The organism is Pseudomonas sp. Irchel 3H3, from assembly GCF_900187635.1.
Taxonomy (GTDB): Bacteria; Pseudomonadota; Gammaproteobacteria; order Pseudomonadales; family Pseudomonadaceae; genus Aquipseudomonas.
Genome location: NZ_FYEC01000006.1, coordinates 167,402 through 192,180, shown reverse-complemented (window position 1 = coordinate 192,180; position 24,779 = coordinate 167,402). Strand labels below are relative to the sequence as shown.

Sequence of the window (24,779 nt, the reverse complement as noted above, 5' to 3'; positions counted from 1 at the left end):
GCCCCCTGTAGGAGTGAGCCTGCTCGCGATGGACGTCAGGACAACGCAATCCGCCTGATTGCGCTGCGTCATCGTTGACGTTCTTCGCTGGCAAGCCAGCTCCTACAAAGTTCGGCGCACGCCACATACGAGTGTGAGGCAGTCACAATTGGTGCAATCACTCCACCGCGCTAGTTAGCTCAGGGTTACCAAAGCCTTTGAGCGTGGCATTGGACTTGGCGAAGTACTGGCTCCAGAAACCTTCAAGGTTCTGGATCATCTTGCCGCTGCGGTAGCCGTTCTTGATCTGGGTCGGCACGAATGCCGCCCCATGCACATAGACCCGGGCCCCGCCAAAGTCAGCCAGCAGGTTCTGCTTTTCGACCTTCGCCAGTTCCACCTGCGGGTTGATCTCGCGGATCCCGTTGTTGCTGTAGAAACTGCCAAAGTCGCTGTATTCGAGCATGTCGGACATCAGCAGGATGACGTTCTCATTGACCCCTTCGGCGCTCTTGAGGTCGTCGCCGATGGACTTCAGGCTGAACAGGATTTCACTGCGCGGGATGTCCGAGCTGGACTTGCCCATGGCGCTGGCGAAGGCCTTGCCGAAGCGCTGATAGAAGACGGTCGATTGGCCCTTCATGCAGCTGTCGAACTTGCGGCTGGCCATCATCGGCACATCGCCGAGTACGGCCGGGTCGATCGGCTTTTCCAGTTCGCCGGCAAACTGCAGGCGCGTGTAATGGCCGTCGAGGTAGGCGCTGAACGAGTACAGGCGCAGCTTGTCGCCGGGCTGCAGGAAGCGCTTGATGTGGCCCCAGGCGGTTTTCTGCAGGTCCTGGGTCAGCGGCGTGGTCTGGTCGACCACCACCGTCAACATGCGCCCGGAAGGCGCACTGCGAAACTGCTCGATCTTGGTCTGGGCGTAGCAGCTCGGCACATCATTGCGCTCCGCTGCCACCAGGGCAGCGGGCACGAATGCCAGAGCCAGCAGCAGGCTCTTGAACTTCATCAGACCTCCTGCTTATCGAGCATTTGCAGCTTGCGCGCGCGACGGATAATGGCGGCGTCCACGCCTTTTTTGTTGGCCACGTAGTCGATGTCATCTTCATCGAAGGCGGTCAGGTCGCCGAAGGCGTTGTGGTCGAAGGAGGTGGTCGACGGAGCGGCTGCGGCTGCGGCTGCGGCTGCTGGTGCTGGTGCTGGTGCGACGACGGGGGCAGGTGCGGCTTCCACGGTGACGGCCACGACCTGGGCGACTACCGGTGCAGGGGCTGGAGCTGCTGTGGGTGCAGGCGCTGGAGCAACGTAGAAGATTTTCAGGGAGTTGAAGCTCTGCTTCAAACCAACCAACTCTGGATCCTTGTCATCGATCTGCTCAAGACGTGGCATGGCCTGGGCGATCAATTGGTTTATCTTCGCATCGTCGCCCGCCTTAATGGCAGCATTCACATCGGCCATGATCTGATTGAGATAGTTCAGGATAAGTTGGCGAGCCTGAGTCCGGGTACCCGCTTCACCGTCTTTGATACCTTTGCGCGCGGCCTTGTCATCTTCCTCGTTGATGAAGGCCTTGAAGTTGCGGCTCGACAAGTCTTCGCGCAACTTTGTCTCGTCTTCACCACCAATGCGGAACACTTTCATTTGCAGGCCTTGCAGTGTGCCCAGTGAAGCTTGTGCATCGTTGGCGACGCTGCGGGCTTTTCTGGCGTGATAACGCATGTACTCATCGGCGCTGGAAAATTTGTGGACCAACTCCCAGGCCCTGCGTGAGTGAATACCGGCAAACCCGTAAATGTATGCCAGGTAAGTCGAGGTCGCCTGGATGAAGATAAACAGCCCGCTCAAGACGGCAAAGGTCACCAGAGATGCGCGGTGCAGGGCATCGATCTGGTCCTGCGCCGATTTACCTGCGGCGCTATCGGACATCGCCTGCATGTCGTCCGGAAGTGGCACGCCATCGTTGCTCGGGAAGTCGTCAGCGGACTGGCTGATGGCAGGAGGGTTGGCAATCAGGTCGGTTTCCTGAGCGTTGAGGGTTTCGGTACGAACCCAGAAAGCCGCTGCAGCCAGGCCGATAATAAATACGCCATAACCGATAAGAACACCGAAGCTCTTGATGGGCATGCCGTCTTTCTTATCCACTTTGACCCGGTTGAGCATCTGCTGATACTCGGGCAGCTCGCTATCACTTTTGGTGTTGTCGAGGGTGATGACACCCTTGCCGGTGAAGTCGCCTTCGCTACCACTGCGGCGCAGGCTTTGGTAGGACATGATGTGATCAATGACGCTGTTTTTGTACAGCACCCGACCCGCGAACTCGGAGAGGAACAAGCCAATAATCGAGATCACCAGGCCGATGGCGAACGCACCGGCCATCGCGGTGTTTGGCGTGGCCAGGGTCAGGGCGAAGGGCGCCAGGGCAAAACCGAAGGCCGTGGCCTCGATCAGCATCAGGATGATAATCAAGCTCCACAAACCAAGACCTTTCTCGTGGCGACCATCCTCATGAATTTTGCCCAGGTAGTCCTGGTTGCGATGGAAGGCCGCTTCCGACGGTTGGTGATCGCGATAGTAGGCTTCGTAAAAATGGCACAACTCGCTTTCCGACGATAGAAAACCCAGGGCCTTGGGATTCTCTTCGGATGGGGCTTCCTTTGTGCCCGGGTTCTTGACCCAGTGGCGAATCCGGCCAAAACCCGGCATGCGAATGCGCAGGTTCATCCACCAGTATTTGAAGGATGACCAGTAAACAATGACCGGAATCGCCATCAGGGTGGTGAACACGACCGGAATGATCACATACCAGTACGCGGTAAAAAACGCGCGGAAAATCTCGAGCATGGGTGGGTTCCTTTCTACTTATCGACGCTTGGGAGTGAACTGAGCGACGTAAGCGTCACCCTGTTTCGGGTAATAGATTTCACCGGCGACCGCATTGCCGGCGCGTTTGTCGAACACGATATCGATGCAGCTCACCGGCGACTTTTGCTGATCGATCGCGAACACGCGGTACAGAATCTGGTTTTCACCTTCGTAGGTGTTGGCCACCGAGGCGTAGCTCGGGCTCTGCTTTTTCTGTGCGCCAGCGAAGTCGGTGATCAATTGCATCTTCGGTGCCTGGGCCACTTTGGCGCCGTCACGCAGCACGGCAATCGGGCCTACGGCCACGGAGTGACCGTTCACCGCAGTGGCCCATGGCTTGCCGTTCAGGCCAGGGAAAAACTCGGTGGTGGCGAATTCCTTCAGCGGCTTGTCGTCCGCCAGGCTCTTGACCTGACCCTCGATACGCGGCATGTCGGCAACGCAGGAACTGAGCGGGGCCGCAGCGTTGGCGGTGCCGATGATGGCGAAGGGCGAGCTTTTCGGGGTGATGCCCATGGCCAGTTGCGAGCGGGTATCGGTCACTGGACGGCCACCGAAGTCGACACCCCCCTTGCCGCTGAGCGGCACATTCGGCGAGCTGTCGGCAACCACGGGCGCTTTGAGCTCAGGTGCTGGCGCGGGTGCCTGGGCAACCGGGGCTGGGGTCTTGCTCGTGGGCTTGCTGGCCACGACCGCAGGCTTGCTCGAAGGCTTGGTAGTCGCCGGCTTGGCGGTAGTTGCAGGCGCAGTGCCGTGGGCGAGGTACTTGGCGTTGCTGCGCTCATTGCGCACGCGCTCCACTAGCAACTGCTCGCTCTGCACTTCGACGAACTCGACACGCCGGTTCTCGGTGCGCCCTTGCTCGGTGGCGTTGTTGGCCAGCGGACGCGATGCACCGGCACCCTGGTAGTAAATGTTCTGACGGGGAATACCGACATCGGCAAGGATCTGGCCTACGGCGCGCGCGCGTTGCTCCGACAGCTTCTGATTGAAATCAGCCGATCCGGTGGCGTCGGTATGCCCGACCACCAGGATTTTCTTCGTGGCCGGCGCCTTGTCCGCTTGCTTGTCCGTCAGCGCCGTTGCCAGCGACGTCAGTTGGCGACGACCGGCCGGAGTCAACTCTGCCGAGCCCACGGCAAACATCTCCGAAGACTGGACCTGGGCTTCAACTCCAACGGCTTGCAGTTTCGGCGCGGCGTTCGGGGTGGCGGCGACATTGGCGTTCAACTCGTTGACCTGCATCACCAGGCCTTCCTGCTTGGCCACGGCCTGCAGTTTCTGCACCCGGTCGCGGTACAGCAGGGCCACACCACAACCGGCACCTGCGCCAGCGGTCCCGGCGACCACCATGTCCTTGCCGTCGCCTTTGGTCAGTACCACGACGGCCACACCCACCAAGGCACCCACAGCGGCGCCGGTCATACAGGCAGTGGTTCCCGACGACTCGCCCATGTAATTGTCGATCTGCGCACAACCACTCAGGCCGACCGCTACCGCCACCGCAAGGGCCGTAGGTTTCACTCTTCCATTTACACGCATGCCAATGTCCTTTTCCCCATTCCTTTACCCGCCCATCAGACGGGAATTCTTGTCAGCCCAGCAGCTGAATGAGTGACGCCCCGCCGGCGATTGAAAATCTCCGCGGTGCTTGTTGATCGATCGCAGTGCGCGTTTTCGAAACCCTGCGCCAACAAACGACAGGCACGCAGAAGCCCGAGCCGCGTGCATAACGCAGGACTCCAGGCAAATAACAGGTGATGCAGTGACCCAGGCAAAAGCCCATGGAGGGGAATATCCGTATAAGTGCCAGGCGTTAAAGGCCGGGACGTCCGTGTTCGTAGGTGCCGCGTAGAGGCGACAAATCTAGCACACCAGGGCCGTCAGCAATTGGATCAAGGGTTAGGGGCACATGATAGTGGGAAAACGAACAATAGTGGCATTGTGATATGTTGAAAAACGACAAATCTGACTTTTGACAGACTCTCCCGGATCGCAGGAGAGAAACGCGCCGACACAAGTGCCCGGCACCCTGGCGGATGTCGGTGCAGCCAACGCGTGTATTCTGGGCCGCGTTCCGTGACCGAGAGCCTGCTCATGCTGCACAGAAACCTCATTCGACGCCTCGACCTGATCACCTTGAAGCTGTTTGTCGCCGTGTGCGAAGAAGGCACATTGACGCGTGCCGCCTCGCGGGAGTCGATTGCCGTTTCCGCGGCAAGCAAACGCCTGATGGAGCTGGAGGAGGCGCTGGGCATCGGCTTGTTCGTGCGCAACGCCAAGGGCATGGTGCTGACCGCCGCCGGTGAAACCTTGCTGCACCACGCCCGGCGCATGCTGTTTGGCCTGGAGAAAATGGGTCTTGAGCTGGAAGAGCATATCCAGGGGATGCGCGGTTACGTGCGGATGCTGGCGAATCTCTCGGCCATCATCGAGTTCCTGCCCGAGGACCTGCACGACTTCGTTGCCCATCACCAGCAGGTCAAGATCGACCTTGAGGAGCGGCCCAGCGCCGGGGTGGTGCAAGGGCTGATCGACGGCGTGGCCGATATCGGCATCTGCTCCGAGGACACCGACCTGCAGGCGCTGTTCAGCGTGCCTTACCGCTGCGACCAGTTGGTGGTGCTGATGCGCCCCGACCATCAATTGGCGAGCCGACAATGTGTAGCGTTCAGCGACACCCTGGGCTGCGACCATATTGGCCTGCATGCCGCCAGCTCCATCAACATGCGCACCCATGTCGCGGCCAGGAGTTCGGGAGAACCGCTGCGCGTGCGAATTCATGTGCCCGGCTTCGACGCCATGTGCCGCATGGTGCAGGCTGACCTGGGGATCGGCGTGTTGCCGCGCAAGGCATTTGATCTGTTCGGCCGCGCCCTTGGGCTGGTGGCGGTAGCCTTGAGCGATGACTGGGCGCAACGCACCTTGATCCTGGTGGCCCGGGACAAGGCCGCACTGTCACCCGTCAGCCTGCTGTTGTTCGAGCATCTGCAGCGTAAGGATGGCTGACGCCGGATAGCGTTCGTTTTTCGCGAACGCCTATTGCGATCTTACGGTTGGATCTGTGCTTTGTTGCTCCTCTAGTCTTGGTCGCAAATTCCAAGAACAAAAAGAGGTAGCTGCCATGGCCGGGCCATTGCAAGGCATCCGCATCATTGAAATCGGCAGCTTGATTGCCGCCCCGTTCGCCGCCCGCCTGATGGCTGAGTTCGGTGCCGAAGTGATCAAGATCGAGTCGATCGGGCAGGGCGACCCGCTTCGTAAATGGCGAAAGCTGCACGAGGGCACCTCCCTGTGGTGGTACTTGCAGTCGCGCAACAAGAAGTCGCTGTCGCTCAACCTGAAAGCGGCAGAGGGCATCGCCATCGTCAAGCGCCTGGCAGAGAGTGCCGACGTGCTCATTGAAAACCTGCGCCCCGGCGCCCTGGAAAAACTCGGCCTGGGCTGGGATGTGCTGCATGCCTTGAACCCCAAGCTGACCCTGGTGCGCATCTCCGGTTATGGCCAGTCTGGCCCTTATCGCGATCGCCCCGGCTTCGGCGCCATCGGTGAAGCGATGGGCGGCATCCGCTACACCACCGGCGCTGTCGATTCGCCTCCGGCGCGCACCGGAGTAAGCCTGGGGGATTCCCTGGCGTCGATGCATGCGGTAATGGGCGCGCTGATGTCATTGCTGCGGGTCAAGACTGGACAGGGCGATGGCCAGGTTGTGGATGTGTCACTGGTCGAAAGCGTGTTCAACCTCATGGAAAGCCTGGTGCCCGAGTACGACATGCTCGGCCATGTCCGCGAACGCAGTGGTGGGGCGTTGCCAGGCATCGCGCCGTCCAACACCTACCCTACGGCGGACGCTGGTTATGTGGTGATTGCCGGTAACAGCGACCCGATTTTCAAGCGCCTGATGCAGGCAATCGGTCGCAGCGACCTGGGCGGCGATCCGGCACTCGCCCACAACGACGGTCGAGCCGCACAAAGCGCACTGCTGGACGCGGCGATCAGCGCCTGGTCCTCAAGCCTGCCGATCGATCAAGTGTTGCTCCACCTCGAACAGGCGCAAGTGCCGGCCGGGCGCATCTACAACGTGGCGGACATCGTCGCCGACCCCCATTACCAGGCGCGCGAGATGATTCTCGATGCCCAGTTACCCGGCGGTACGAGCGTGAAGATGCCCGGCATCGTGCCCAAGCTGTCGGCAACACCGGGGGCGGTCAACTGGCCGGGCCCGGCGCTGGGCCAGCATACCGACAGCGTGCTGCAGAGCCTGGGGCTGACGACGAGCGACATTGAGCAACTCAAGCATGCAGGGGTGGTGCAATGATCCGCGACTTTTCCGAGCGCCTGATCGTCCAGGAAGTCTCGCCGCGCGATGGCCTGCAGATCGAACCGGTGTGGGTGGAAACCACGGACAAGATCGAGTTGATCGACCAGTTGTCCCTGGCCGGCTTCAGTCGTATCGAGGTCGGCTCATTTGTCTCGCCCAAGGCGATTCCGGCTTTGCGCGATGGCTACGCGGTGTTTCGCGGAATCCAGCGCCACCCGGGCGTCATCTATGTCGCGTTGATTCCCAACTTGCAGGGGGCGCAGCGGGCGATGGACGCGGGGGTCGATGAACTGAACCTGGTGCTGTCGGCCAGCCAGACCCACAACCTGGCCAACATGCGCATGCGCTGCGAGCAATCGTTGGCGGCGTTCAGCGATGTGGTGTCGCTGGCCAGTGGCACCTCGATGACCCTCAACGGTTCGGTTGCCACGGCGTTTGGATGTCCATTCGAAGGCCGGATCGCCGAAGACCGGGTGATGCACCTGCTGGATGCCTACCTGGAGCTGGGCATGCAGGGGATCACCCTGGCCGATACCACCGGCATGGCCAACCCACGCCAGGTTCACCGGCTGGTCGATCGAGTACTGGCGCGCGTCCCGGCTACGGACCTGACCCTGCACTTTCACAATACTCGCGGGCTGGGGCTGAGCAACGTCCTGGCGGCTTACGAGGCTGGCGCCCGGCGCTTCGACGCCGCGCTCGGCGGACTCGGCGGCTGCCCGTTCGCCCCAGGAGCCTCGGGCAATATCTGTAGCGAAGACCTGGTCAACCTGTGTGAAGAAATGGGCATCGATACCGGTATCGATCTGCCCCATCTGTTGACCCTGTCGCGCCGCTTGCCCGCACTGCTTGGCCACGAATTGCCCGGGCAAGTGGCCAAGGCCGGACGCAACTGCGACCTGCACCCGCCACCGGCCAATCTACCGGGCTGATCGTCCGTACATCGTTGTCCTTGCATAGGTGCGAGCACGCGGTCCTGCGCGCTCGTCCAGATAACAACAACAATCGGGCTCCCACCGGGAAGTCCAACTGGAGTATCCCCATGTCTATTTCTGTTCTAACCCCAGACAGCAGCCTCACCGAGGTTGTCAGCGCGGAAAAGGCGCTGATCCGCAAAGTCGCCTGGCGCTTGATGCCGCTGATCATGGTCTGCTACCTGTTCGCCTTCTTCGACCGGATCAACATCAGCTTTGCCAAGTTCCAGTTGCAGGCAGACCTGAGCCTGAGCAATACCGCCTACGGCCTGGGTGCAGGCCTGTTCGTGGTCGGTTATGTGCTGTTCGAAGTACCTAGCAACATCATGCTGTACAAGGTCGGCGCCCGCCGCTGGATCGCCCGGATCATGATGTCCTGGGGCGTGGCGACGGCACTGATGGTGTTTGTCACCGCCGAGTGGCAGTTCTATGTGCTGCGTTTCCTGATCGGTGCCATGGAAGCCGGTTTTGCCCCGGGCGTGCTGTATTACCTGACCTTGTGGTTCCCGCAGACCTACCGCGGACGCATTACCTCGACCCTGTTCCTGGCCTCGGCCTTTGCCGGACTACTTGGCGCACCGATCTCCGGGCTGGTGCTGGAGCACATGGACGGCTTGCTGCAGATGCGCGGCTGGCACTGGCTGTTCCTGCTCGGCGGAGTGCCCTGCGTAGGCCTCGGCCTAGTGGTACTGCTGGTGCTCAAGGACCGCATAGCCGATGCGCATTGGCTGAGCGAGCCAGAGAAAATCTACCTCTCGGCGCGCATTGCGCAACACGAGAGCAACAAGCACGGCGGCTCGTTACTGGCTGCGATCAAAATGCCCGGCTTCCTGATGCTCGGCCTGATCTACTTCCTGATTCAGGTCGCCTCCTACGGCCTGAACTTCTGGGCCCCACAATTGATCCGCAGTACCGGCGTCGAAAGCCCGGTCACCATCGGCCTGCTGACCGCCGTGCCCTACGTATGCGGCGCCATCAGCATGGTAGTCATCGGTCGCCTGTCGGACGCCAGCGGCGAACGCCGAAAATTTGTCTGCGCACTGGTGGCCCTGGGCGCCATCGGCTTCTTCAGCGCCGGCATCTTCGCCGCCCATACCAGTCTGCTGATCCTCTCCCTGGCCCTGCTCGGCACCGGCATCATCGCCTCCATCCCAACCTTCTGGACCCTGCCTTCCAAACTCCTGGCCGGCGCCGGTGCAGGCGCAGCGGGCGGCATCGCCCTGATCAACACCCTCGGCCAGTTCGGCGGCATCGTCAGCCCGGTCATGGTCGGCAGCATCAAGGACCTGACAGGCAGTACCACACCGGCGCTCTACGTCATCGGCGTTACCAGCCTGATCGCCGCAGCGTTGTTGCTGTGGGGATTGCCGCAGAGGTTGCGTACCCTGGATAAGAGCGAAGACTAGGGGAGAAGGGTTTCATGGCCTTCGGTACGCCTTGCATCGAGGCTCCACTCATTCTGGGTGTGGAGGCTACTGAAGGGCGTGGATTGGAGATTGGCGAACCCCAAAAACGAAAAAACCCGCCAGAAGGCGGGTTTTTCGGGGGTTTCAGAGATTTTGAAAGCCTTCTCTGGAACCTTGTATGGTGCCGGCACCAGGAGTCGAACCCGGGACCTACTGATTACAAGTCAGTTGCTCTACCAACTGAGCTATACCGGCGTGTTGGGCGACGATTATAGCGATTGCTTTGCGTCTGTAAACCCCTGAATTCTGACTATTTTTGCGTAGCGCTCAGGGTCAGGCTCTGCGCAGCACTTTCTTGAGCTTTTCTACGGCTCGCCAGGAGCGGCTGTTGCGCAGGGCGTGGAGTTCGGCTTCGGCACGGTCGGCGCGTTGGCGTTCGTTGTGCAGGGCGGTTTCCAGGTCGGTCAGGGGGTAGCTGAAGCTGTGGCCGTAGCAGAACTGGAATTCGTCGAGGTTGCACGGGGCCAGTTCGAATGCGCCCTTGAAGTGCAGGTGTTCTTCGGCCAGGTAGAAGGTGTTGAGGCCGTCGAACAGTACCGAGTGGTAACCGGCGTCGAGCAGCAGTTGTTCCCAGGTCTGGTCGCGGGTCCAGGGGGTTTCGATGAGGATGATCCAGGGGCGCCATTGGCTGAAGTCCATGCCGCGCAGCACGGTTTCCTCGTGGCCTTCGACGTCGATCTTGAGGAAGTGGATCGGGCCTTTGACGTGTTCTTCGCAGATCGAGGTCAGGGTGCGGGAGTCGACGGTGTGGCTGCGCACGTCCATGCCGGCGTCGCGGTGCTGCTTGGCGACGCTGGCTTCCACGGTCGACAGGCCGGTGTCGGCGATGGCGTAGAAGGTCAGGGCCTCGGCGTTGTCGCCGGCCACGCATTGCAGGTTGATGTCTTTGGGCCGCTCCTGGCACAGGGCGTCGTGGTAGACCTGCACCGGCTCGATGTTGATGCCGGTCCAGCCGCGTTCATAAAACGCCTTGGTGACCGAGTCCACGGTGGGCTGATTGGCGCCGACGTCGATGTAGAAGCCGTTTTCGAAGTGCTTCAGGGCGCGCCACAGGCGAATGTCTTCGAAGTTCTGTGCATAGGAAATGAACGTCACTGGCGCTTCCTGTCAGTCGGCTACGGCGATTCATGGCACCCGCTGGGCGCCCGATGACTGTGTATAGCAACTGCATCTGATGCGCGCAATTGTTGGCATGTTAGAGGCCAGGATTCGGCAGTTATGTCCTTTGGTTTTAAAGCTTATGCACAACTGGCAGTTGTCTGGCGCTCTGGATGACCGATTTTTTGCAGGAATTCTCAACAAATCGCAACTGGCTGTTTTTTCGTTCGTTTTTTAATGTGAACAAAAAATGACCAAGGGCCTTTTAGCCCTAAAAGCCTTGGATCCAAAGGCCCAGATGGATTTTCATCAACAGAGTTATCCACAGGCTGCGCTGCGACAAAATGCCCCTTAATGGCACTCGGCTAGCAGCAGCAGATTGCGCGGCGTCAGCGCGCTTTCGCAGAAGGTGCCGAGGCGAACCTGGTAGCCTTGGGATTCGAGAAATAACGCGCGGTCGAGGACCAGCCACAGTTCCAGTGGGCGGCGGAACAAGCCGCGTACCAGTTCCAGGTTGCGCACTTCGGCCAGGCGTTGCCAGCCGGCGGCTTCCAGTGCCGGCCAGTCCTGGGTGCCGACTGTGGATAAGTCTTTGAGTGCGGCGAGGTCGCGGCAGTAGTCGGCGAAGGGTTTGTCCAGCCAGGCGCTGGGCAGTGACGGCGTCGGCAGGTACTGGTCCAGCCCGCGCAGTTGTCGTTGCAGCAGGTCGAAGCCCAGGCGGCGGGCCATGGAGCTGTCGCGCTGGCGTCGGACCCGGGTGCCGGCGGTCACGGTTTCGTTGAGCGGCAGGGCCAGGTCGTCCAGGGAAAGCTGCAGGCTGGAGGCTTTGCCGGCGCTGGACAGGGCTTGGTATTGGCTGGCCTGGGTGCGGTTGTAGCAGCACGGGGCGACGGCTAGTTGTGGGCAGCCGGCGGCGCTCGCCAGTTGCAACAGGCGCACGTGCAGGTCGCCACAGGCGTGCAGGGCCACAGGCGTCAGGTCGGCGCTGACCTGGGCCGCTGCATCGGCTGCCAGCACGTCTTGCTGCCGATGCCGGGCAGTCAGCCGATGGTGCTGACTCAGGGCCTGGCCGCTGGCGATCAGCGCCGGGTCATGTTCGAGGCAGGTCAGTTGCTGGCCGGCTTGCAGCAGGCGGCGGCCCAGATGGCCCTTGCCCGCACACCAGTCCAGCCAGTGCCGGGGTTGATCGGCGAACTGCAGGCAGGCGGCAAAGGCTTCGATCTGCTGCCATTTGCGCCCCGGAACGTCGACGTTCAGGCGCGGCGCGGCGGGTTGGATGGCATTGGCAGGGAATTGCGCGAGCACGCTGAGGGCCGCCGACTGCGCCGCCAGCGCCGGGAAAGGTGCCGGGGCGAGTAGCTGCTCAGGGTGGTTGTGGTGGTCTTCGGCGTGTTGCAGCGAGCGCTGGCGCAACCACTGGGCCAATTGCGGGTGGGTGGTTTCCCACGGCAACTGGCGCTGGGTAAACGGGCGCGGGCGCCAGAGTGCCTGGTGCTCGCTCAGGAAGGCATCGAGGGCGTTGAAACGGGCGAGCAACTGCTCGCCCGTCAGCACCGACGGCTCAGCGTCCCTGGCAGGCATCGACGCGCAACCAGCGCTCCAGCAGCTTGAAACCCCGGACCAGGACGTAGGCCATCAGCAGGTAGAACATGCCGGCGGCGAAGAAGATCTCCACTGGCAGGTAGGTACGGGCAATGATGGTGCGAGCCATGCCGGTCAGTTCGAGCAAGGTCACGGTACTGGCCAGGGCGCTGGCCTTGAGCATCAGGATCACTTCGTTGCTGTAGGCCGGCAGGCCGATGCGCGCGGCACGCGGCAGGATGATGTAGAACAGCGCCTTGGGCCGCGACATGCCCAGCGCCCGGGCGGCTTCGATTTCACCCGGGGGGATGGCCTGGATCGCGCCGCGCAGGATCTCGGCGATGTAGGCGGCCGTGTGCAGGGTCATGGTGGCGGTGGCGCACCAGAACGGATCACGCAGGTATGGCCACATCGCGCTGCTGCGCACCGCGTCGAACTGCGCCAGGCCGTAGTAGACCAGGAACAGCTGCACCAGCAGGGGCGTGCCGCGGAAGAAGAAGATGTAGGCGTAGGGCAGGGCGCGCACGTACCAGAGCTTGGACGAGCGGGCGATGCCCAGCGGAATGGCCAGCAGCAGGCCGAGGATGACCGCGATGGCGACCAGTTCCAGGGTCAGGGTAGCGCCCTGGGCCAGCTTCGGCAGCCACTTGATGATCACTTCCCAGTTCATTGGTTGCTCCGGGCTAAGCCGCGAGCGGCGCGTTTTTCCAGCAGGTGCATGCCGGTCATGGCGATGACGGTCAGCCCCAGGTACATGAAGGCGGCGACCATATAGAAAGTGAACGGCTGTTTGGTCATGGTCACGCCGTTCTGCGCGTGACGCATGATTTCTTCCAGACCGATGACCGAGACCAGGGCCGTGTCCTTCATCAGGATCATGAACAGGTTGCCCAGCCCCGGCAGGGCGATACGCCACATCTGCGGCATGATCAGCCGGGTGAAGATCCGCCATTTCGACAGGCCCAGGGCCACACCCGCTTCGCGGTGGCCCTTGGGAATGGCCAGGATCGCCCCACGGAACACTTCCGTGGCATAGGCGCCAAAGCACAGGCCGAGGGCGATCACGCCGGCGGCAAAGGCATTGAGCGCCAGGTCAGGTTTGCCGAAAAACTCGCCGAGGGCGCGCATCAGGTTGACGGTGCCGAAGTAGATCAGCAGCACCCACAGCAGTTCCGGGATGCCACGTACCAGGGTCGAGTAGGTGCCGCCAAGCCACTGCAGTGACTTGTACGGGGAAGTCTTGGCCAAGGCGCCGAGCAGGCCGAGCACCAGCCCCAGGCTTAAGGCCGTGAGAGCCAGTTTGACGGTCATCAGCGCGCCAGCGGCGAGCGCCGGGCCGAATCCTTGGAGTTCGATAATCATGGAGGTCTATTCAAGTTGCAGCAGGCTTTGCTAAAGACCGGCGCGCCGGGTGGGCGCACCGGTCAGGCACGTCAGGATCAGTAGATGCTGAACGGGAAGTACTTGTCGTTGATCTTCTTGTAAGTGCCGTCAGCGACGATTTCCTTGATGGCGGCGTTCAGCTTGTTGCGCAATTCGTTGTCACCCTTGCGCACCGCGATGCCGATTTCGTCGCTTTCTACCACTGGGTCGCCTTTGAACTCGTAGTTCTTGCCGGCATCGCTTTTCAGCCAGTCGTAGTTGGCGTACTTGTCGGCCAGGATGCCGTCGACGCGACCGGAGGTCAGGTCCAGGTAGGCGTTTTCCTGGGTGTCGTAGAGGCTGACCTTGATGTCGTCACCGTAGGTGTCTTCCAGCCAGGTACCGGCCAGGGTAGCGCGCTGGGTGCCGATGGTCTTGCCCTTGAGGTAGGACTTGTCGGTCTTGAAGTCGACGTTTTTCGGCGCGATGAATTGCAGCTTGTTGGAGTAGTAGCGGTCAGTGAAGTCCACGGCCTGCTTGCGCTCGTCGGTGATCGACAGCGAAGACACCAGGAAGTCGAACTTCTTGGCGTTGAGGGCCGGGATGATGCCGTCCCAGTCAGAGGTGACAACTTCGCACTCGACTTTCATCTTGGCGCACAGGGCGTCGCCGATGTCTTTGTCGAAACCGACTACCTGGCCGCTGGCATCCTTGTTGTTGAACGGCGGGTAGGCCGCCTCGATGCCCATCTTGAGTTTTTCGGCAGCCATTGCGTTGGCCGAGAACACCAGGGTGGCGGCAGCGGCCAGGATGAATTTCTTGTAGTTCTGCATGCGGGTAGCTCCGTTAGCGGTTGCTGGACATGAATTGTTTGCAGCGCGCCGAAAGCGGGTTTTCAAACACCTGCTGTGGCGATCCTTGCTCTTCTACCAAGCCCTGGTGAAGGAACACAACTTCACTGGAGACCTGACGGGCGAAGCCCATTTCATGGGTGACCAGCAGCATGGTGCGGCCTTCTTCGGCCAGGGCGCGGATCACGTTTAGTACTTCCTGAACCATTTCCGGGTCAAGTGCCGAAGTGGGTTCATCGAACAGAATCACTTTGGGCTGCATTGCCAGGGTGCGGGCAATGGCCGCGCGTTGTTGCTGGCCGCCGGACAGTTGCGCCGGGTACGCGTGACGTTTATCGGCGATGCCGACCTTGGCCAGCAGGGCTTCGGCGACTTCGATGGCCTCGGCCTTGCTCTGCCCCAGCACGCGGCGCGGTGCTTCGATGATGTTATCGAGCACGCTCATGTGCGGCCACAGGTTGAAGTTTTGAAACACAAAACCGATTTCGCTGCGCAGGCGGTTGATCTGCCGGCCGTCGGCGGCCACCAGCTCGCCGTTTTTTGCCGGCTTGAGCTTGAGTTCTTCGCCAGCCACCAGGATCTGCCCCTGGTTGGGGTTCTCCAGGAGGTTGATGCAGCGCAGGAACGTGGACTTGCCGGAGCCGGAGGAACCCAGGATCGAGATCACGTCGCCGTCGCGTGCGGTCAGCGAGACGCCCTTGAGCACCTCCAGCTGGCCGTAGCGTTTGTGCAAGTTGCGGATTTCAAGCGCGGGCGTGGCCTCAGCCATGTACGGTCCTCATTGTGTTCGGTTGTGCCTGTGCTGTTGGGCAGCCTTCCTGGCGAGGCGCCAAGCTAGCATAGCGTTGGAATGGCGGCCAACAGCCCCACGGGGTGCACACGGGAAGTGGTGCGCGGTTGTCGCATCGACGCAGCAGTCTGTCGCGCTATCAACAACCGAACATCTGTTTGAAGCCATGTTTGCGTGGGGGGAGCGTAAAAAAAGGCGCGATGGTGCCAGCTTTGGCCGGGTGTTGGAAGCGCTAAGCGGACATTCGTTCCTGATCGGCACGTTTATTGTGCGCCAGTGGTTTTTTCTGTGTGTTTTTGCGGCGCCGACTCGTCCGGTGGCTGGATGGCACGTTTATGTTCTGGCTAAGTGCCATTAATCTCAATGACTTAGCGTTGGAACTCGGTCTTTGTGCAGGCCGCGGAATGTGAGGTCATGACACATTTTGGCGCAATTATTTCGCGCGCAATAAGAAAGCGACAGGTTGGTTTGTTTTTGCGAGAAGCGCCGCCCTGCAATGGAATTGAGTTATCCGGGGAGGCGAAAAACGGCCGCTGTCAGGGATGACGAGCGGCCGTTCTGGTTAGCGGACTGCAGGGTTTACTCGGCCTTTTCGTCCGGTTCGCCCAGGGATTCGCGATAGGTGTCCAAGGCATTGCCGAAGTCGCTGATGAACTGCGGCTCGGTGAGCCAGGCCTGGGCGGTTTCGCGGTCCATGCCGTCGGCCCACATGCGGTAGTCGATCAGCATGTCGGCGGCCAGGTGGGTGGCGGCCATGGCTTCGTTTTCGGCGTTTTCCATGTCGAGCAGGTCTGGGTGCTCGATGATGATCTCGCTGAGGTTCGACAGCAGGGTCAACAGCATGTCATTGCGGCTGGTGGCCTCTGCGGCGTGCATCTTGCTGAACATCGCCAGGGTGTACTCAGGGATCGGCGCGTCCAGGTGGCCTGTCTCGTCATCCAGTGCCAGCGGCTTTCTGCCGACCATGCGGATCTGCTTGGCCTTGGCCTTGGCGCGTTTGGCGCGTTTTTGCTGTTTGTTCGGGGATGCCATGTAATTCAGTTCGCTTTCTGTTGAGTGTTGGCCGCGATGGCGTCGGACGCCGCCACGTAGTCAGCCTGGAAGGCTGGCGATTCGATCCACGCCAGGGCGCCGGCTTCGTCGGTCTCGGTGGACCATTGGCGATATTCGATGAGGGCCGCCAGGATGAAGTCCATGGCACCTTCTTCGCCTTCCTGCTCGTACACCAGTTCCAGCAGCGGGTCTTCGAGGAAGGCGCTGCACATGGCTTGCTGGCTGGTCTTTTCGGCGTCGATCATTTTCTTGAACAGCTCGGTCAGGTCGACTGACTCGAAGTCGATGCGATCGTCGTTCGGGTCCAGGTCCACCGGCGCGGCTGCGCGTTGGGTGCGGTTCTGCTTGGCCTTGGCTTTGGCGCGGGTGGCGCGTTTTTGCTGCTTGTTCGCGGATGCCATGGGCGTCGTTCCGTGTTTCGTCGAGAGGGTGCAGGCCGGTCAGCTACGGGGGACTCGCCGCCCGGGATGATCGGGGGCCAGTTCGCCATGTTGCAGCCAGGACAATGCAATGGGCCATAGTGTGGCTTGGTATGGGCTGCGAAAAAAGCCGAAATGTCCGACTTGTTGCTCGCCGATGTCTTGCGGGGCGATTCGCAGGTGAGTGTTGGCACTGCGGGTGAAGTAGCCCAGCAGGCGCTCGATGGCGGCAACGGTGCCGTAGGGATCGTCGCTGAGGCTGATTGCCAGGGTTTTCGCGGTAACGGCGACGAAAGGTAGCTGGCCGACTTTTGCGGCAAGCACGCGGCCGCTGGGGCACTGCTCGAAGCGCGGCGCGGATCGGCTCCAGTCGCGCACCACGCCGGCCGGAGTGTCTTCCAGCCAGCCCAGGCGTTTGCCGGGGAAGTAACCGCAGAGCCAGGTCACCAGCGGCATCACCACATGCCACTTGCCGAACATCCGCCAGCGCAGGTCCGGGGTGTAGTCGCGCCAGTAGGCAAATTGTGCACCGACGGTCACCAGGCGCCGGATCACCGGCCCCGAGTTCGCCAATCCCGCGGCACAGCCGCCAAAGCTATGGCCGACGACATCGATGGGCTGGCCAGGAAACTCGCGCTGTGCACGCTTGAGCATGGCCTCGAAGTCCAGGTGGCCCCAATCCGACCAACTGGCGTCGAGGTTTTTCAGCGAGGCTGGGCGCGACTCGCCAATACCCCGGTAGTCATAGGTGATGACGTCGAAGCCATGGGCGCACAGGTATTCGGCAAAGCGCGAGTAGTGGCGGCAGCGCACCGAAGTGGCGGCGTTGATGATCACCACTGCCCGGGACTGGTCGGTGCCGGCATGCCGCCAAGTGAAGCCACCCAGGGCAAAACCGTCGGCGGCGGGCTCCCGGAAGGAAGTCATAAGCGGCTTGGCCGGCAGTTCCAGCTCGATTTGAGTCGGTGTCAGTGAAGGGCTTTCCTGCAAATTCATTGGCGCGCAACCTTTGCGGGTAGCTGCCAACCATAGTCTGCCTTTGGCGGGTCGACAATCCGTCCGGTTGGTCAATGGTGTCGGTTGATCAGCCGTTGCTCGAGCATGACCCGCTCACGATCCAGTTCCGCACGCAGTTCCTCCTCGCTGGGCAGCACCAGTTTGTACTTGCTGGCGAACAGCTGTTCGTGACCTTGCAGCATGGAGTAGCGGACCACCGACTCATCCTTTTGTGCGCAGAGGATGATGCCCACGGTGGGGCTGTCTTCCGGACCGCGTTTGAGGTCGTCGTACATGCGCACGTACATGTCCATCTGGCCCACATCCTGATGGCTCAGTTCGCCACGCTTGATGTCGAAGATAACGAAGCACTTGAGCAAGTAGTTGTAGAACACCAGGTCGATGTAGAAGTCTTTGCTGTCGGTGCTGATGCGTTGCTGGCGGGCGATAAAGGCGAAACCCTTGCCCAGTTCCAGCAGGAAGCCTTGCAACTGATTGATCAAGGCTTGTTCCAGATCGGTTTCCAGCACCGAGCCGGCATTGGGCAGGCCAAGAAACTCCAGCACCACCGGGTCGCGGATGAAATCCCGGGGGGTGGCCGGCAGTTGCTGGATATGGGTCGCGGCTTCCTGCTTCACGGTCGAACGATCGCGGCTGGCCAGCAGGCGCTCGTAGTAGAGCGTGCCGATCTGGCGCTCCAGGGCCCGGGTCGACCAGTTCTGGGTGGCGGATTCGATCATGTACCAGTGGCGGGCGTGGTCGTTTTCGACGCGTAGTAAGGCGCGGTAATGGGTCCAGCTCAATTCGTGACGCAGCGCGTCACAAATTGGGAATGCCTGGTAGAACAGGCGCATGTAGCGAAGGTTTGAGCTGTCAAAGCCTTTACCAAACTCCGCCGTCAGCACACTCGCCAGCGTCGCCAGCAGTTGCTTGCCATAACCCGCTCGCCTGGCGCCTTGCTGCTCGAACTCGACGATATGCCGCCCGATCTGCCAGCAGGTCTGCACCTGGGTGGTATCGACTGCGCGCAATACTTTGCGCCGCGCCTCGCGGATCAGGTCGCCGAGATTACCCAGCAGTGAGGCAAGTTGTGGCTCTTGGGGCTGGGGTTCGATGGCGCTCATGAGGGGCTCCGCGTTGGGAAGAACAGGCGGGAGAGCTTCTCAGTCGTGGGGTGGGACTGGATGCAGGGCGGGGCCTGGAAGTCTGCAGGAAAGACCTGTAGTTGCGCTGGAATCCAGCCAGAGGGGGCGAAGTTCGACAGGTGAGTCCTGTAGTCCTTTTCGTGGTGGGCTCAAGTTCAAATCAGTCTGAAACTTGGCCGTGCTGGCGGAAATCGAAAAGGGATAACGATTGGGTTCTACAGAACCCGGGAGTTGTCATCATGAAACGTGTTCGTTTGTTCCTGTTACCACTCGCGGCGGTCGGTTTGTTGCTGTTCCCCGTGCTGGCGCAAGCCGCCAGTTATGAGCCGATCGACAGCGCCGGGGTGCAAGCCCAGCCACAGCAGCAAAACGGGATTACCTACCTGTCAGGCGGCATCGGCCTCGACGAGTCCCGAACCATTGAGCAAGCCCAGGGCTACAACCTGCACATGACCTTTGCCGTGGGCCCGCAGAACCAATACACGGCCGACGTCGATGTAGTGGTGCAAAAGGCGCCAGGGCAAGCCGTGCTGACGCTGGATAACGCCGGTCCCCTGGTCTACGTGAAGCTGCCCGCCGGCAAGTATTCGGTGATCGCCACGCGCAATGGCGAGGAGCGGCGTGATACCGCGGATGTTGGCAGTGGCGGGGCAAGTAATCTGGTCTTTCACTGGAATGATGCCCAGTAGCTGCCTGCAGCCGTCCCGGCCCTGTCACTGAGGACAGGGTCGTGGTGGTTCAGGGTTTGCCAGGCGCGTCTGGTGCCGCCAGCCTGATGGAGAGGATGACCGCACTGGGTACTTTGACCTTGATCTCCTGATCTGCAAATGACCACTTGATCACGCTAAGGCCACCCATCGACCAGACCACGTGAACGTGGTTCAGGGCGCAATCGTCCTTGACTCCATAGCTCTCGATCGCCTGGTATTTCTCGCAGAGCTCTTTGCTCAGCAGTACCTGCTCTGCCTGATAATTGCCGAGCCCCAGGGCGCTGATGATTTTCCCGGGCAGGACGCTCCAGGTATTGGCCCCAAACATCAGCAGGAGGGCCAGCAGTGGGCTGACGATCAGCACATGGCGCTGGTTTTGCCGGATCACGGCTGTAATGACCGTGAGGAGTATCAGCAAGGCCAAAAAGCACACGGCCATGAACGGGTATTCGCCCAGGGTTTTGACTATCCCGGGGGCTCCCCTGGCCAGGGCTGTCGTTGCCAGTAGTGCGACGAGGTTGCCGGTAAGGAACGTCAGGAAGGCTGTGATGGCGAACTTCAGCCAGCTATAGGACGGTAGTTCGTAGTTTTTTTGCAGGGGTAGGCCGAACGCGATGCCGATCACCAGTGGCCCGGCCAGCAAGCCGAGGGTAAAGGCGTGGCCGTCCTGTAAAAAATATAGAGCCAGCCACAAGACGGCGAGGCTGCAGAACCCGGGGGCGAAAAAATAGCGGTTGATCAGGCGTCGGTCGAGATTTGTCTTGGGAGTGTTGCCGTTGATTCGATACTTCAGCTCTTCATCCACGGGTTTGTCGCTGAAGAATACTTCTGACCAGATCCACCCGGGGGCGGTGAAGCCAAAGCCGATCAGCAGCACGATGACGCACCCCATGAGGGCTGCTGCCGCCAGAAGCGATACGAAGCCGAACAGGTCGAAGTCGGGGTAGAAGTGGTTTTGGCCGAAATAGATCAGGAAGATCAGGAAGCCGAAAGCCAGGGAGGCGAAGTGGAACAGCTTCCAGTTGTGCTTTTCGATGAACTTGAAAACCTTGTCCAGGGCCTGGAAAGGTTCGGATGGGCCGGGGTTGCCCGTGGGTTGCCTGTCCATGCGTAGAGGTGTCCTTGTGAAGATGCGGGTACGGCGACGGGCTATTTGAGCATCTTCAGTTTTCTACGGGCATAAAAAAACCCTGAATCTTGCGATTCAGGGTTTTCGGTATTTGGTGCCCAGAGACGGAATCGAACCGCCGACACGGGGATTTTCAATCCCCTGCTCTACCGACTGAGCTATCTGGGCAACGGGGCGCATTAAACTGGTTTTTCAGGGGGTCGTCAAGCAAGTTTTCAAAAAAATTTTAATTATTACCGTCGCTTACGATCCGACCCCGGTATCTATGCAATTACTCAGCGGGCGGCACGTAGCCTTCGGCTTTGGCGTAATCCTCGCCGGAGAAGAACTTGTCCATCTCGCCCTGAAGATATTTGCGGTCTTCGGCGTTCATCATGTTCAAGCGTTTTTCGTTGATCAGCAGGGTCTGGTGTTTTTGCCAGTCGGCCCAGGCCTTTTGCGATACGTGGTCAAAAATGTCCTGGCCTTTGGCACCCGGGAAGGGCGCGCGCTCCAGGCCCGGCAGTTCTTCGTTGTACTTGCGGCACATGATGGTGCGGGTCATGACGACTCTCCTGCGTTCAATACGTCGGCCGCGCGCTTGAGCAGTTTTTTCACCGGGGCGGCGAGGCCCAGGCGCGGCGGGGTGGCGAGGTTATACCAGAGCCAGTCGGCCTCGGCCACGTGATGGCCGGCCTCCTCGACCTGAACCAGCCAGGGTTCGATGGCCAACTGGAAATGACTGAAGGTGTGGATCAGGTTCGGCAGCTCGGTGTGTTTGCCCAGTTGCAGCGAGTGTTGCAGGGCCAGGTGCTCCAGGTCGCCGAAGTCATCCAGCTCCGGCAGGCTCCATAAACCGCCCCAAAGGCCGGTGGAGGGGCGCCGGTAAAGCAGGATGGCGCCGTCGCGGTTGGCCAGCAGCGGCATCAGCGTACGTTTCTGGGGTACGGTTTTGCGCGGCTTGGGGATCGGGTAGCGGGTTTCCAGGCCGAGCATGTGCGCTTCACAGCCCTTTTCCAGCGGGCACAGCAGGCAGCTTGGCTTGCTGCGGGTGCAAAGCGTTGCGCCCATGTCCATCATCGCCTGGGTGTAGGCGTTTACGCGGTCGTGGGGGGTGAAGCGTTCGGCGGTGGCCCACAGCTGCTTGGCAACCTTGGGCTCGCCTGGATAACCCTCTTGTGCGGTAAAGCGCGCCAGCACCCGCTTGACGTTGCCGTCGAGGATCGGCGCCCGCAGGCCCATGCTCAGGCTGGCGATGGCGCCCGCGGTGGACAGGCCGATTCCCGGCAGGTCGGTGAGTTTTTCCACGTCCTGGGGGAATTCGCCGCCGTACTGCTCGACGACGATCTTCGCGGTCTTTTGCAAATTGCGCGCGCGGGTGTAGTAGCCCAGCCCGGTCCACAGGTGCAGCACTTCATCTTCCGGTGCGGCGGCCAGGTCCTGGACCGTGGGCAACGACGCCATGAAACGGTCGAAGTAGTTCAGCACAGTGCTGACCTGGGTCTGCTGCAGCATGATTTCCGAGACCCACACCCGGTAGGGGGTGATGCCCTGTTGCCAGGGCAGGTCATGGCGGCCGTGGCGGTCGTACCAGTCCAGCACCGCCGTTGAAAATTGCTCGGCTCTCATCGTTTGAACAGCCCCTTGAGCGCGTTCTTCAGTTCCGGGCTGACTTTGTCGCCGAGTTTTTCATCGATTTTCTCACTGAGCTTGTCGCCGGCCAGTTTGCTGGCGACCTGGCCGAGGCGCTCGTTGTCCAGGCGGCAGGCCTTGGCGCCGAGCTCCAGTGGGCCGCGGCAGCGCAGCGGCCACTCGATACCGACGAATTTCTCGCCAACCTGGCAGGCCGGGTCCGGCATGTCGCGCTGGTCGCCTTCGACAATGATGCCGACGCGGTAATCCATGCCCAGCACGCGCAGGTCGACGTCGCCGTTGCCGTTGACGGTCATCCCCGGGATACGCACTTTCAGGTCTGGATTGCTGGCGACGCCATTACGCAAGGTCAGGTTGCCCTTGAGTTCCTGGAACGGCGTGTCCTTGCCCCGTGGCTCGCCGCTGAGGGTCTTGCGGTTGAGGGTGGCGATGCCTTTGCACAATTGCTGTTCGAGGTTGGCGTTGAGCAGCACGCCATTGTTGATGACGAAGCTGGCGTTGCCGTTGAGGCTGTCGATCAGAGTTTTCTGGCTGTTGCCGTTGGCGGTGAGCTGGCTGTTGAGCGTGATCAGGCCCTTGACCGGTGGGTTTTTGCCTTGGCTCTCGAGAATTTTTTCCGCAGGCACCCGGTTGATCGCCGTCTGCATGCTCAAGGCCGGCACCGGCTGGCGCACATCGAGGGTGCCCTTGGCGTTGAAGGTGCCGTTGTACAGCTCGCCACTGAGGTTTTGCAGGGTCAGCAAGCCGCCCTGGCCGGTGGCCTTGAGGGCTGCGTTGTGGATTGGCAGTTGGCTGAGGGTCAGTTGGCCGAAGGTCAGGTCAGCGTCGAGGTCGAGCTTGCTCAGGCGCTCGGCCGGGATCAGCTTGTCGTTACTCCACGCACCCTTGGTCGGGGCGTTGGGCAGGGGCGTGCTGCCGGCGCCGGCCAGGGCATCGGCTTCGGTGCTGCTGACTTCCGCCTGGCGGGCCACCGCTGCACTGTTGGCATCGGCGGACTTGGGCGGCAGGTAGCGATCAGCGTTGAAGGTGTCGGCCTTGAGCTGCACGCGCAGCGCTTGTTTGGCGAAGTCTTCGACGGCGATGCGGCCACTGAAGGTGCTGTCGTCGAGTTTCAGGTTGATGTTGTCCAGCGACAGGCTGGTGGGGGTTGCGGCCAGGCGGCTGACCAGTTCGACTTTGCTCAGGCTGCCCTCGGCCATGGCCGGGAGTTTCTGGCCGATGCTGTCGACAAACTTGGCCAGGTCGAACTGGGCGATCGACAGGGCGCCGCTGATTTGCGGGGTCTTGTCGAGGTCATTGGCCTTCAGTTCACCGAGGGCGCGCAATTGATTGACGGACAGCTTGATGCCCGTCCATTCGGCGACGTTCGCCGCTTTATCGAGGAATACCTGCCCTTGGGCGGCAAAGGTTACGGCCTTGCCTTGCAGCGGTTCGCCGGTCAGTTCGCCTGACACCTTCATGTCTTCGAACTTGTAGCGCTGCAGCGCGCGTTCGAAGCGCAGTTCGCCATTGAGCTCGGTGCGCACCCGCAGTGCGGGTTGGTTACTGGCGAGGAACGCGGTCAACTTGACGTCGATATTGGTCGCATCGTGCACGGGCCCGGTGCTCAGCTGGATGCTCTCGGCGGTGAATTGTTTACCGGTGCGCTCGTCGGTGTACTCCACCCGGGCGTTATTCACGGTCAGGCTGTCGATATCGAGGCGAATCGGCTGGGCGGGTTTCTCTGTCGGGACCGGAGCGCTGGCAGTGGTGTCGCTGCTGGTCGCCGCTACCTCGGGCTGGCCCGCGACCGGCACGGCCTTGCCGATGTCTTCCCAGTTGCCGTGGCCATCCTTGTCGCGGTTCAGGCGCAGGTTCAGGCCTTCGACCCGGACATCGCTCATCTGTACTTCGCGGCGCAGCAACGGCAGGACCCGCACCGAAAGACCGAGCATCTGCAGGTCGGCGAACGGTGCCTTGGGGTTGCTCAGGGTCGCGACACTGGCTTCGTGCAGTTCCAGGCCGAGCCAGGGGAACAGGCTCCAGCCGATGTCGCCATTGAGCGTCAGCTCGATGTGGGCCTTGTCGCGGGCAATCTGGCGAATCTCGTCTTTGTAGTCATTGGGATCAAAGAAGTGGGTCAGGGCAAAGCCCAGGGCCACAATGACCAGCAACAGCCCGAGAAGTACCAGACCCAGGATTTTGCCGAACGCTTTCATGGGGCGAGTCCTTGTAGAGAGTCGAATTCGAAATTTAGCGGGGGAGTATAGCGCTCCGAAACTGACGACTGGTCAGTGACTGGTTTTTCTCTCACGGGCAAATGGTAATCTTCGCCCGTCCGCCTGCCTCGCTGCGACCGGTTGTCGCGCCAGACGCACCCTCACTCGATAAAACGGCCATGCCAATGTGCAAACAAGGCTGTGGGTGAG

Annotated in this window: 22 protein-coding genes and 2 tRNA genes; 5 read left to right on the top strand and 19 right to left on the bottom strand. The window is 61.0% G+C overall.

Annotation, left to right across the window (positions count from 1 at the left end; translation table 11 throughout):
• Window positions 1-157: 157 nt before the first annotated feature.
• Genes CKW24_RS09755 through CKW24_RS09745 form a run of 3 tightly spaced genes read right to left on the bottom strand, consistent with a single transcriptional unit; the run spans window position 158 to window position 4,386 of the window.
• The gene (locus tag CKW24_RS09755) at window positions 158-991 is read right to left on the bottom strand and encodes a hypothetical protein (protein ID WP_256585440.1); all 834 of its coding nucleotides are present in this window, start codon (window positions 989-991) and stop codon (window positions 158-160) included.
• The gene (locus CKW24_RS28240) at window positions 991-2,823 is read right to left on the bottom strand and encodes a hypothetical protein (protein ID WP_095167418.1); all 1,833 of its coding nucleotides are present in this window, start codon (window positions 2,821-2,823) and stop codon (window positions 991-993) included. Before CKW24_RS28240 ends, CKW24_RS09755 begins: the two co-directional genes overlap by 1 nt.
• A gap of 18 nt (window positions 2,824-2,841) precedes the next feature.
• Window positions 2,842-4,386, bottom strand: coding sequence for an OmpA family protein (locus CKW24_RS09745; RefSeq protein WP_095167416.1), 1,545 nt, complete (start codon window positions 4,384-4,386; stop codon window positions 2,842-2,844).
• Window positions 4,387-4,941: 555 nt separating this feature from the next.
• Between CKW24_RS09745 and CKW24_RS09740 the strand changes: the two genes are divergently transcribed.
• The 4 genes from CKW24_RS09740 (at window position 4,942) to CKW24_RS09725 (ending at window position 9,545) form a co-directional block, all read left to right on the top strand.
• Entirely contained in the window at window positions 4,942-5,853 is a 912-nt protein-coding gene (locus CKW24_RS09740; RefSeq protein WP_095167414.1) for a LysR substrate-binding domain-containing protein, read from the top strand.
• Window positions 5,854-5,968: 115 nt separating this feature from the next.
• A complete protein-coding gene (locus CKW24_RS09735; RefSeq protein ID WP_095167412.1) occupies window positions 5,969-7,162 on the top strand; it encodes a CaiB/BaiF CoA-transferase family protein in 1,194 nt (397 codons plus the stop codon).
• The gene (locus tag CKW24_RS09730) at window positions 7,159-8,097 is read left to right on the top strand and encodes a hydroxymethylglutaryl-CoA lyase (protein WP_095167410.1); all 939 of its coding nucleotides are present in this window, start codon (window positions 7,159-7,161) and stop codon (window positions 8,095-8,097) included. The genes CKW24_RS09735 and CKW24_RS09730 overlap by 4 nt, the downstream gene beginning before the upstream one ends.
• A gap of 110 nt (window positions 8,098-8,207) precedes the next feature.
• A complete protein-coding gene (locus CKW24_RS09725; protein WP_095167408.1) occupies window positions 8,208-9,545 on the top strand; it encodes an MFS transporter in 1,338 nt (445 codons plus the stop codon).
• 179 nt (window positions 9,546-9,724) lie between these two features.
• On the opposite strand, the gene CKW24_RS09720 is transcribed toward CKW24_RS09725, so the two are convergent.
• From CKW24_RS09720 to CKW24_RS09670, 11 genes are all read right to left on the bottom strand, one after another.
• Window positions 9,725-9,800: transfer RNA gene (locus CKW24_RS09720), tRNA-Thr, on the bottom strand.
• Window positions 9,801-9,878: 78 nt separating this feature from the next.
• The gene (locus CKW24_RS09715; protein WP_095167405.1) at window positions 9,879-10,700 is read right to left on the bottom strand and encodes an FkbM family methyltransferase; all 822 of its coding nucleotides are present in this window, start codon (window positions 10,698-10,700) and stop codon (window positions 9,879-9,881) included.
• A gap of 354 nt (window positions 10,701-11,054) precedes the next feature.
• A complete protein-coding gene (locus tag CKW24_RS09710; protein ID WP_095167404.1) occupies window positions 11,055-12,284 on the bottom strand; it encodes a methyltransferase in 1,230 nt (409 codons plus the stop codon).
• Window positions 12,265-12,954 carry an ABC transporter permease gene (locus CKW24_RS09705; RefSeq protein WP_095167402.1) on the bottom strand — a complete coding sequence of 230 codons (690 nt, stop codon included), beginning with the start codon at window positions 12,952-12,954 and terminating at the stop codon, window positions 12,265-12,267. Before CKW24_RS09705 ends, CKW24_RS09710 begins: the two co-directional genes overlap by 20 nt.
• Window positions 12,951-13,646, bottom strand: coding sequence for an ABC transporter permease (locus CKW24_RS09700; RefSeq protein WP_095167400.1), 696 nt, complete (start codon window positions 13,644-13,646; stop codon window positions 12,951-12,953). Before CKW24_RS09700 ends, CKW24_RS09705 begins: the two co-directional genes overlap by 4 nt.
• Window positions 13,647-13,723: 77 nt before the next feature.
• On the bottom strand, window positions 13,724-14,479 hold the full coding sequence (locus CKW24_RS09695; protein ID WP_095167398.1) for an ABC transporter substrate-binding protein: 756 nt from the start codon (window positions 14,477-14,479) through the stop codon (window positions 13,724-13,726).
• Between the two features lie 13 nt (window positions 14,480-14,492).
• Complete coding sequence (locus CKW24_RS09690) at window positions 14,493-15,266, bottom strand: ABC transporter ATP-binding protein (protein ID WP_095167396.1); 774 nt, start codon at window positions 15,264-15,266, stop codon at window positions 14,493-14,495.
• A gap of 600 nt (window positions 15,267-15,866) precedes the next feature.
• The gene (locus tag CKW24_RS09685) at window positions 15,867-16,319 is read right to left on the bottom strand and encodes a hypothetical protein (protein WP_095167394.1); all 453 of its coding nucleotides are present in this window, start codon (window positions 16,317-16,319) and stop codon (window positions 15,867-15,869) included.
• Window positions 16,320-16,324: 5 nt separating this feature from the next.
• Window positions 16,325-16,741 (bottom strand): hypothetical protein, encoded by a 417-nt coding sequence (locus tag CKW24_RS09680; RefSeq protein WP_095167392.1) that lies wholly within the window; start codon window positions 16,739-16,741, stop codon window positions 16,325-16,327.
• Between the two features lie 39 nt (window positions 16,742-16,780).
• Window positions 16,781-17,755 (bottom strand): alpha/beta fold hydrolase, encoded by a 975-nt coding sequence (locus CKW24_RS09675; RefSeq protein ID WP_095167390.1) that lies wholly within the window; start codon window positions 17,753-17,755, stop codon window positions 16,781-16,783.
• 71 nt (window positions 17,756-17,826) lie between these two features.
• Complete coding sequence (locus CKW24_RS09670) at window positions 17,827-18,879, bottom strand: YhcG family protein (RefSeq protein ID WP_095167389.1); 1,053 nt, start codon at window positions 18,877-18,879, stop codon at window positions 17,827-17,829.
• Window positions 18,880-19,139: 260 nt separating this feature from the next.
• On the opposite strand from CKW24_RS09670, the gene CKW24_RS09665 reads away from it, so the two are divergent.
• Window positions 19,140-19,589: a hypothetical protein gene (locus tag CKW24_RS09665; RefSeq protein ID WP_095167388.1), complete on the top strand. Its 450-nt coding sequence runs from the start codon at window positions 19,140-19,142 to the stop codon at window positions 19,587-19,589.
• A 49-nt stretch (window positions 19,590-19,638) separates the two neighbouring features.
• Here the strand turns inward: CKW24_RS09665 and CKW24_RS09660 are convergent, their stop codons facing one another.
• The 5 genes from CKW24_RS09660 to CKW24_RS09640 all read right to left on the bottom strand — a co-directional run bounded on the left by CKW24_RS09660 (window position 19,639) and on the right by CKW24_RS09640 (window position 24,569).
• Entirely contained in the window at window positions 19,639-20,718 is a 1,080-nt protein-coding gene (locus tag CKW24_RS09660) for a hypothetical protein (RefSeq protein WP_095167386.1), read from the bottom strand.
• A 113-nt stretch (window positions 20,719-20,831) separates the two neighbouring features.
• Window positions 20,832-20,907: transfer RNA gene (locus CKW24_RS09655), tRNA-Phe, on the bottom strand.
• A 103-nt stretch (window positions 20,908-21,010) separates the two neighbouring features.
• A complete protein-coding gene (locus CKW24_RS09650; RefSeq protein ID WP_095167384.1) occupies window positions 21,011-21,283 on the bottom strand; it encodes an oxidative damage protection protein in 273 nt (90 codons plus the stop codon).
• Entirely contained in the window at window positions 21,280-22,347 is a 1,068-nt protein-coding gene (gene mutY / locus CKW24_RS09645) for an A/G-specific adenine glycosylase (protein ID WP_095167382.1), read from the bottom strand. The genes CKW24_RS09650 and mutY overlap by 4 nt, the downstream gene beginning before the upstream one ends.
• Window positions 22,344-24,569 (bottom strand): AsmA family protein, encoded by a 2,226-nt coding sequence (locus CKW24_RS09640; protein WP_095167380.1) that lies wholly within the window; start codon window positions 24,567-24,569, stop codon window positions 22,344-22,346. Before CKW24_RS09640 ends, mutY begins: the two co-directional genes overlap by 4 nt.
• Window positions 24,570-24,779 lie beyond the last annotated feature (210 nt).

What these genes read in the sequence shown, in the direction of transcription:
- CKW24_RS28240 (WP_095167418.1), bottom strand. Translation starts at nt 2,823, where the DNA reads ATGCTCGAGATTTTCCGCGCGTTTTTTACCGCGTACTGGTATGTGATC.
- CKW24_RS09660 (WP_095167386.1), bottom strand. Translation starts at nt 20,718, where the DNA reads ATGGACAGGCAACCCACGGGCAACCCCGGCCCATCCGAACCTTTCCAG.
- CKW24_RS09755 (WP_256585440.1), bottom strand. Translation starts at nt 991, where the DNA reads ATGAAGTTCAAGAGCCTGCTGCTGGCTCTGGCATTCGTGCCCGCTGCC.
- CKW24_RS09705 (WP_095167402.1), bottom strand. Translation starts at nt 12,954, where the DNA reads ATGAACTGGGAAGTGATCATCAAGTGGCTGCCGAAGCTGGCCCAGGGC.
- CKW24_RS09670 (WP_095167389.1), bottom strand. Translation starts at nt 18,879, where the DNA reads ATGAGCGCCATCGAACCCCAGCCCCAAGAGCCACAACTTGCCTCACTG.
- CKW24_RS09685 (WP_095167394.1), bottom strand. Translation starts at nt 16,319, where the DNA reads ATGGCATCCCCGAACAAACAGCAAAAACGCGCCAAACGCGCCAAGGCC.
- CKW24_RS09690 (WP_095167396.1), bottom strand. Translation starts at nt 15,266, where the DNA reads ATGGCTGAGGCCACGCCCGCGCTTGAAATCCGCAACTTGCACAAACGC.
- CKW24_RS09735 (WP_095167412.1), top strand. Translation starts at nt 5,969, where the DNA reads ATGGCCGGGCCATTGCAAGGCATCCGCATCATTGAAATCGGCAGCTTG.
- CKW24_RS09640 (WP_095167380.1), bottom strand. Translation starts at nt 24,569, where the DNA reads ATGAAAGCGTTCGGCAAAATCCTGGGTCTGGTACTTCTCGGGCTGTTG.
- CKW24_RS09650 (WP_095167384.1), bottom strand. Translation starts at nt 21,283, where the DNA reads ATGACCCGCACCATCATGTGCCGCAAGTACAACGAAGAACTGCCGGGC.
- CKW24_RS09725 (WP_095167408.1), top strand. Translation starts at nt 8,208, where the DNA reads ATGTCTATTTCTGTTCTAACCCCAGACAGCAGCCTCACCGAGGTTGTC.
- CKW24_RS09665 (WP_095167388.1), top strand. Translation starts at nt 19,140, where the DNA reads ATGAAACGTGTTCGTTTGTTCCTGTTACCACTCGCGGCGGTCGGTTTG.
- CKW24_RS09710 (WP_095167404.1), bottom strand. Translation starts at nt 12,284, where the DNA reads ATGCCTGCCAGGGACGCTGAGCCGTCGGTGCTGACGGGCGAGCAGTTG.
- CKW24_RS09740 (WP_095167414.1), top strand. Translation starts at nt 4,942, where the DNA reads ATGCTGCACAGAAACCTCATTCGACGCCTCGACCTGATCACCTTGAAG.
- mutY (WP_095167382.1), bottom strand. Translation starts at nt 22,347, where the DNA reads ATGAGAGCCGAGCAATTTTCAACGGCGGTGCTGGACTGGTACGACCGC.
- CKW24_RS09730 (WP_095167410.1), top strand. Translation starts at nt 7,159, where the DNA reads ATGATCCGCGACTTTTCCGAGCGCCTGATCGTCCAGGAAGTCTCGCCG.
- CKW24_RS09695 (WP_095167398.1), bottom strand. Translation starts at nt 14,479, where the DNA reads ATGCAGAACTACAAGAAATTCATCCTGGCCGCTGCCGCCACCCTGGTG.
- CKW24_RS09700 (WP_095167400.1), bottom strand. Translation starts at nt 13,646, where the DNA reads ATGATTATCGAACTCCAAGGATTCGGCCCGGCGCTCGCCGCTGGCGCG.
- CKW24_RS09675 (WP_095167390.1), bottom strand. Translation starts at nt 17,755, where the DNA reads ATGAATTTGCAGGAAAGCCCTTCACTGACACCGACTCAAATCGAGCTG.
- CKW24_RS09680 (WP_095167392.1), bottom strand. Translation starts at nt 16,741, where the DNA reads ATGGCATCCGCGAACAAGCAGCAAAAACGCGCCACCCGCGCCAAAGCC.
- CKW24_RS09745 (WP_095167416.1), bottom strand. Translation starts at nt 4,386, where the DNA reads ATGCGTGTAAATGGAAGAGTGAAACCTACGGCCCTTGCGGTGGCGGTA.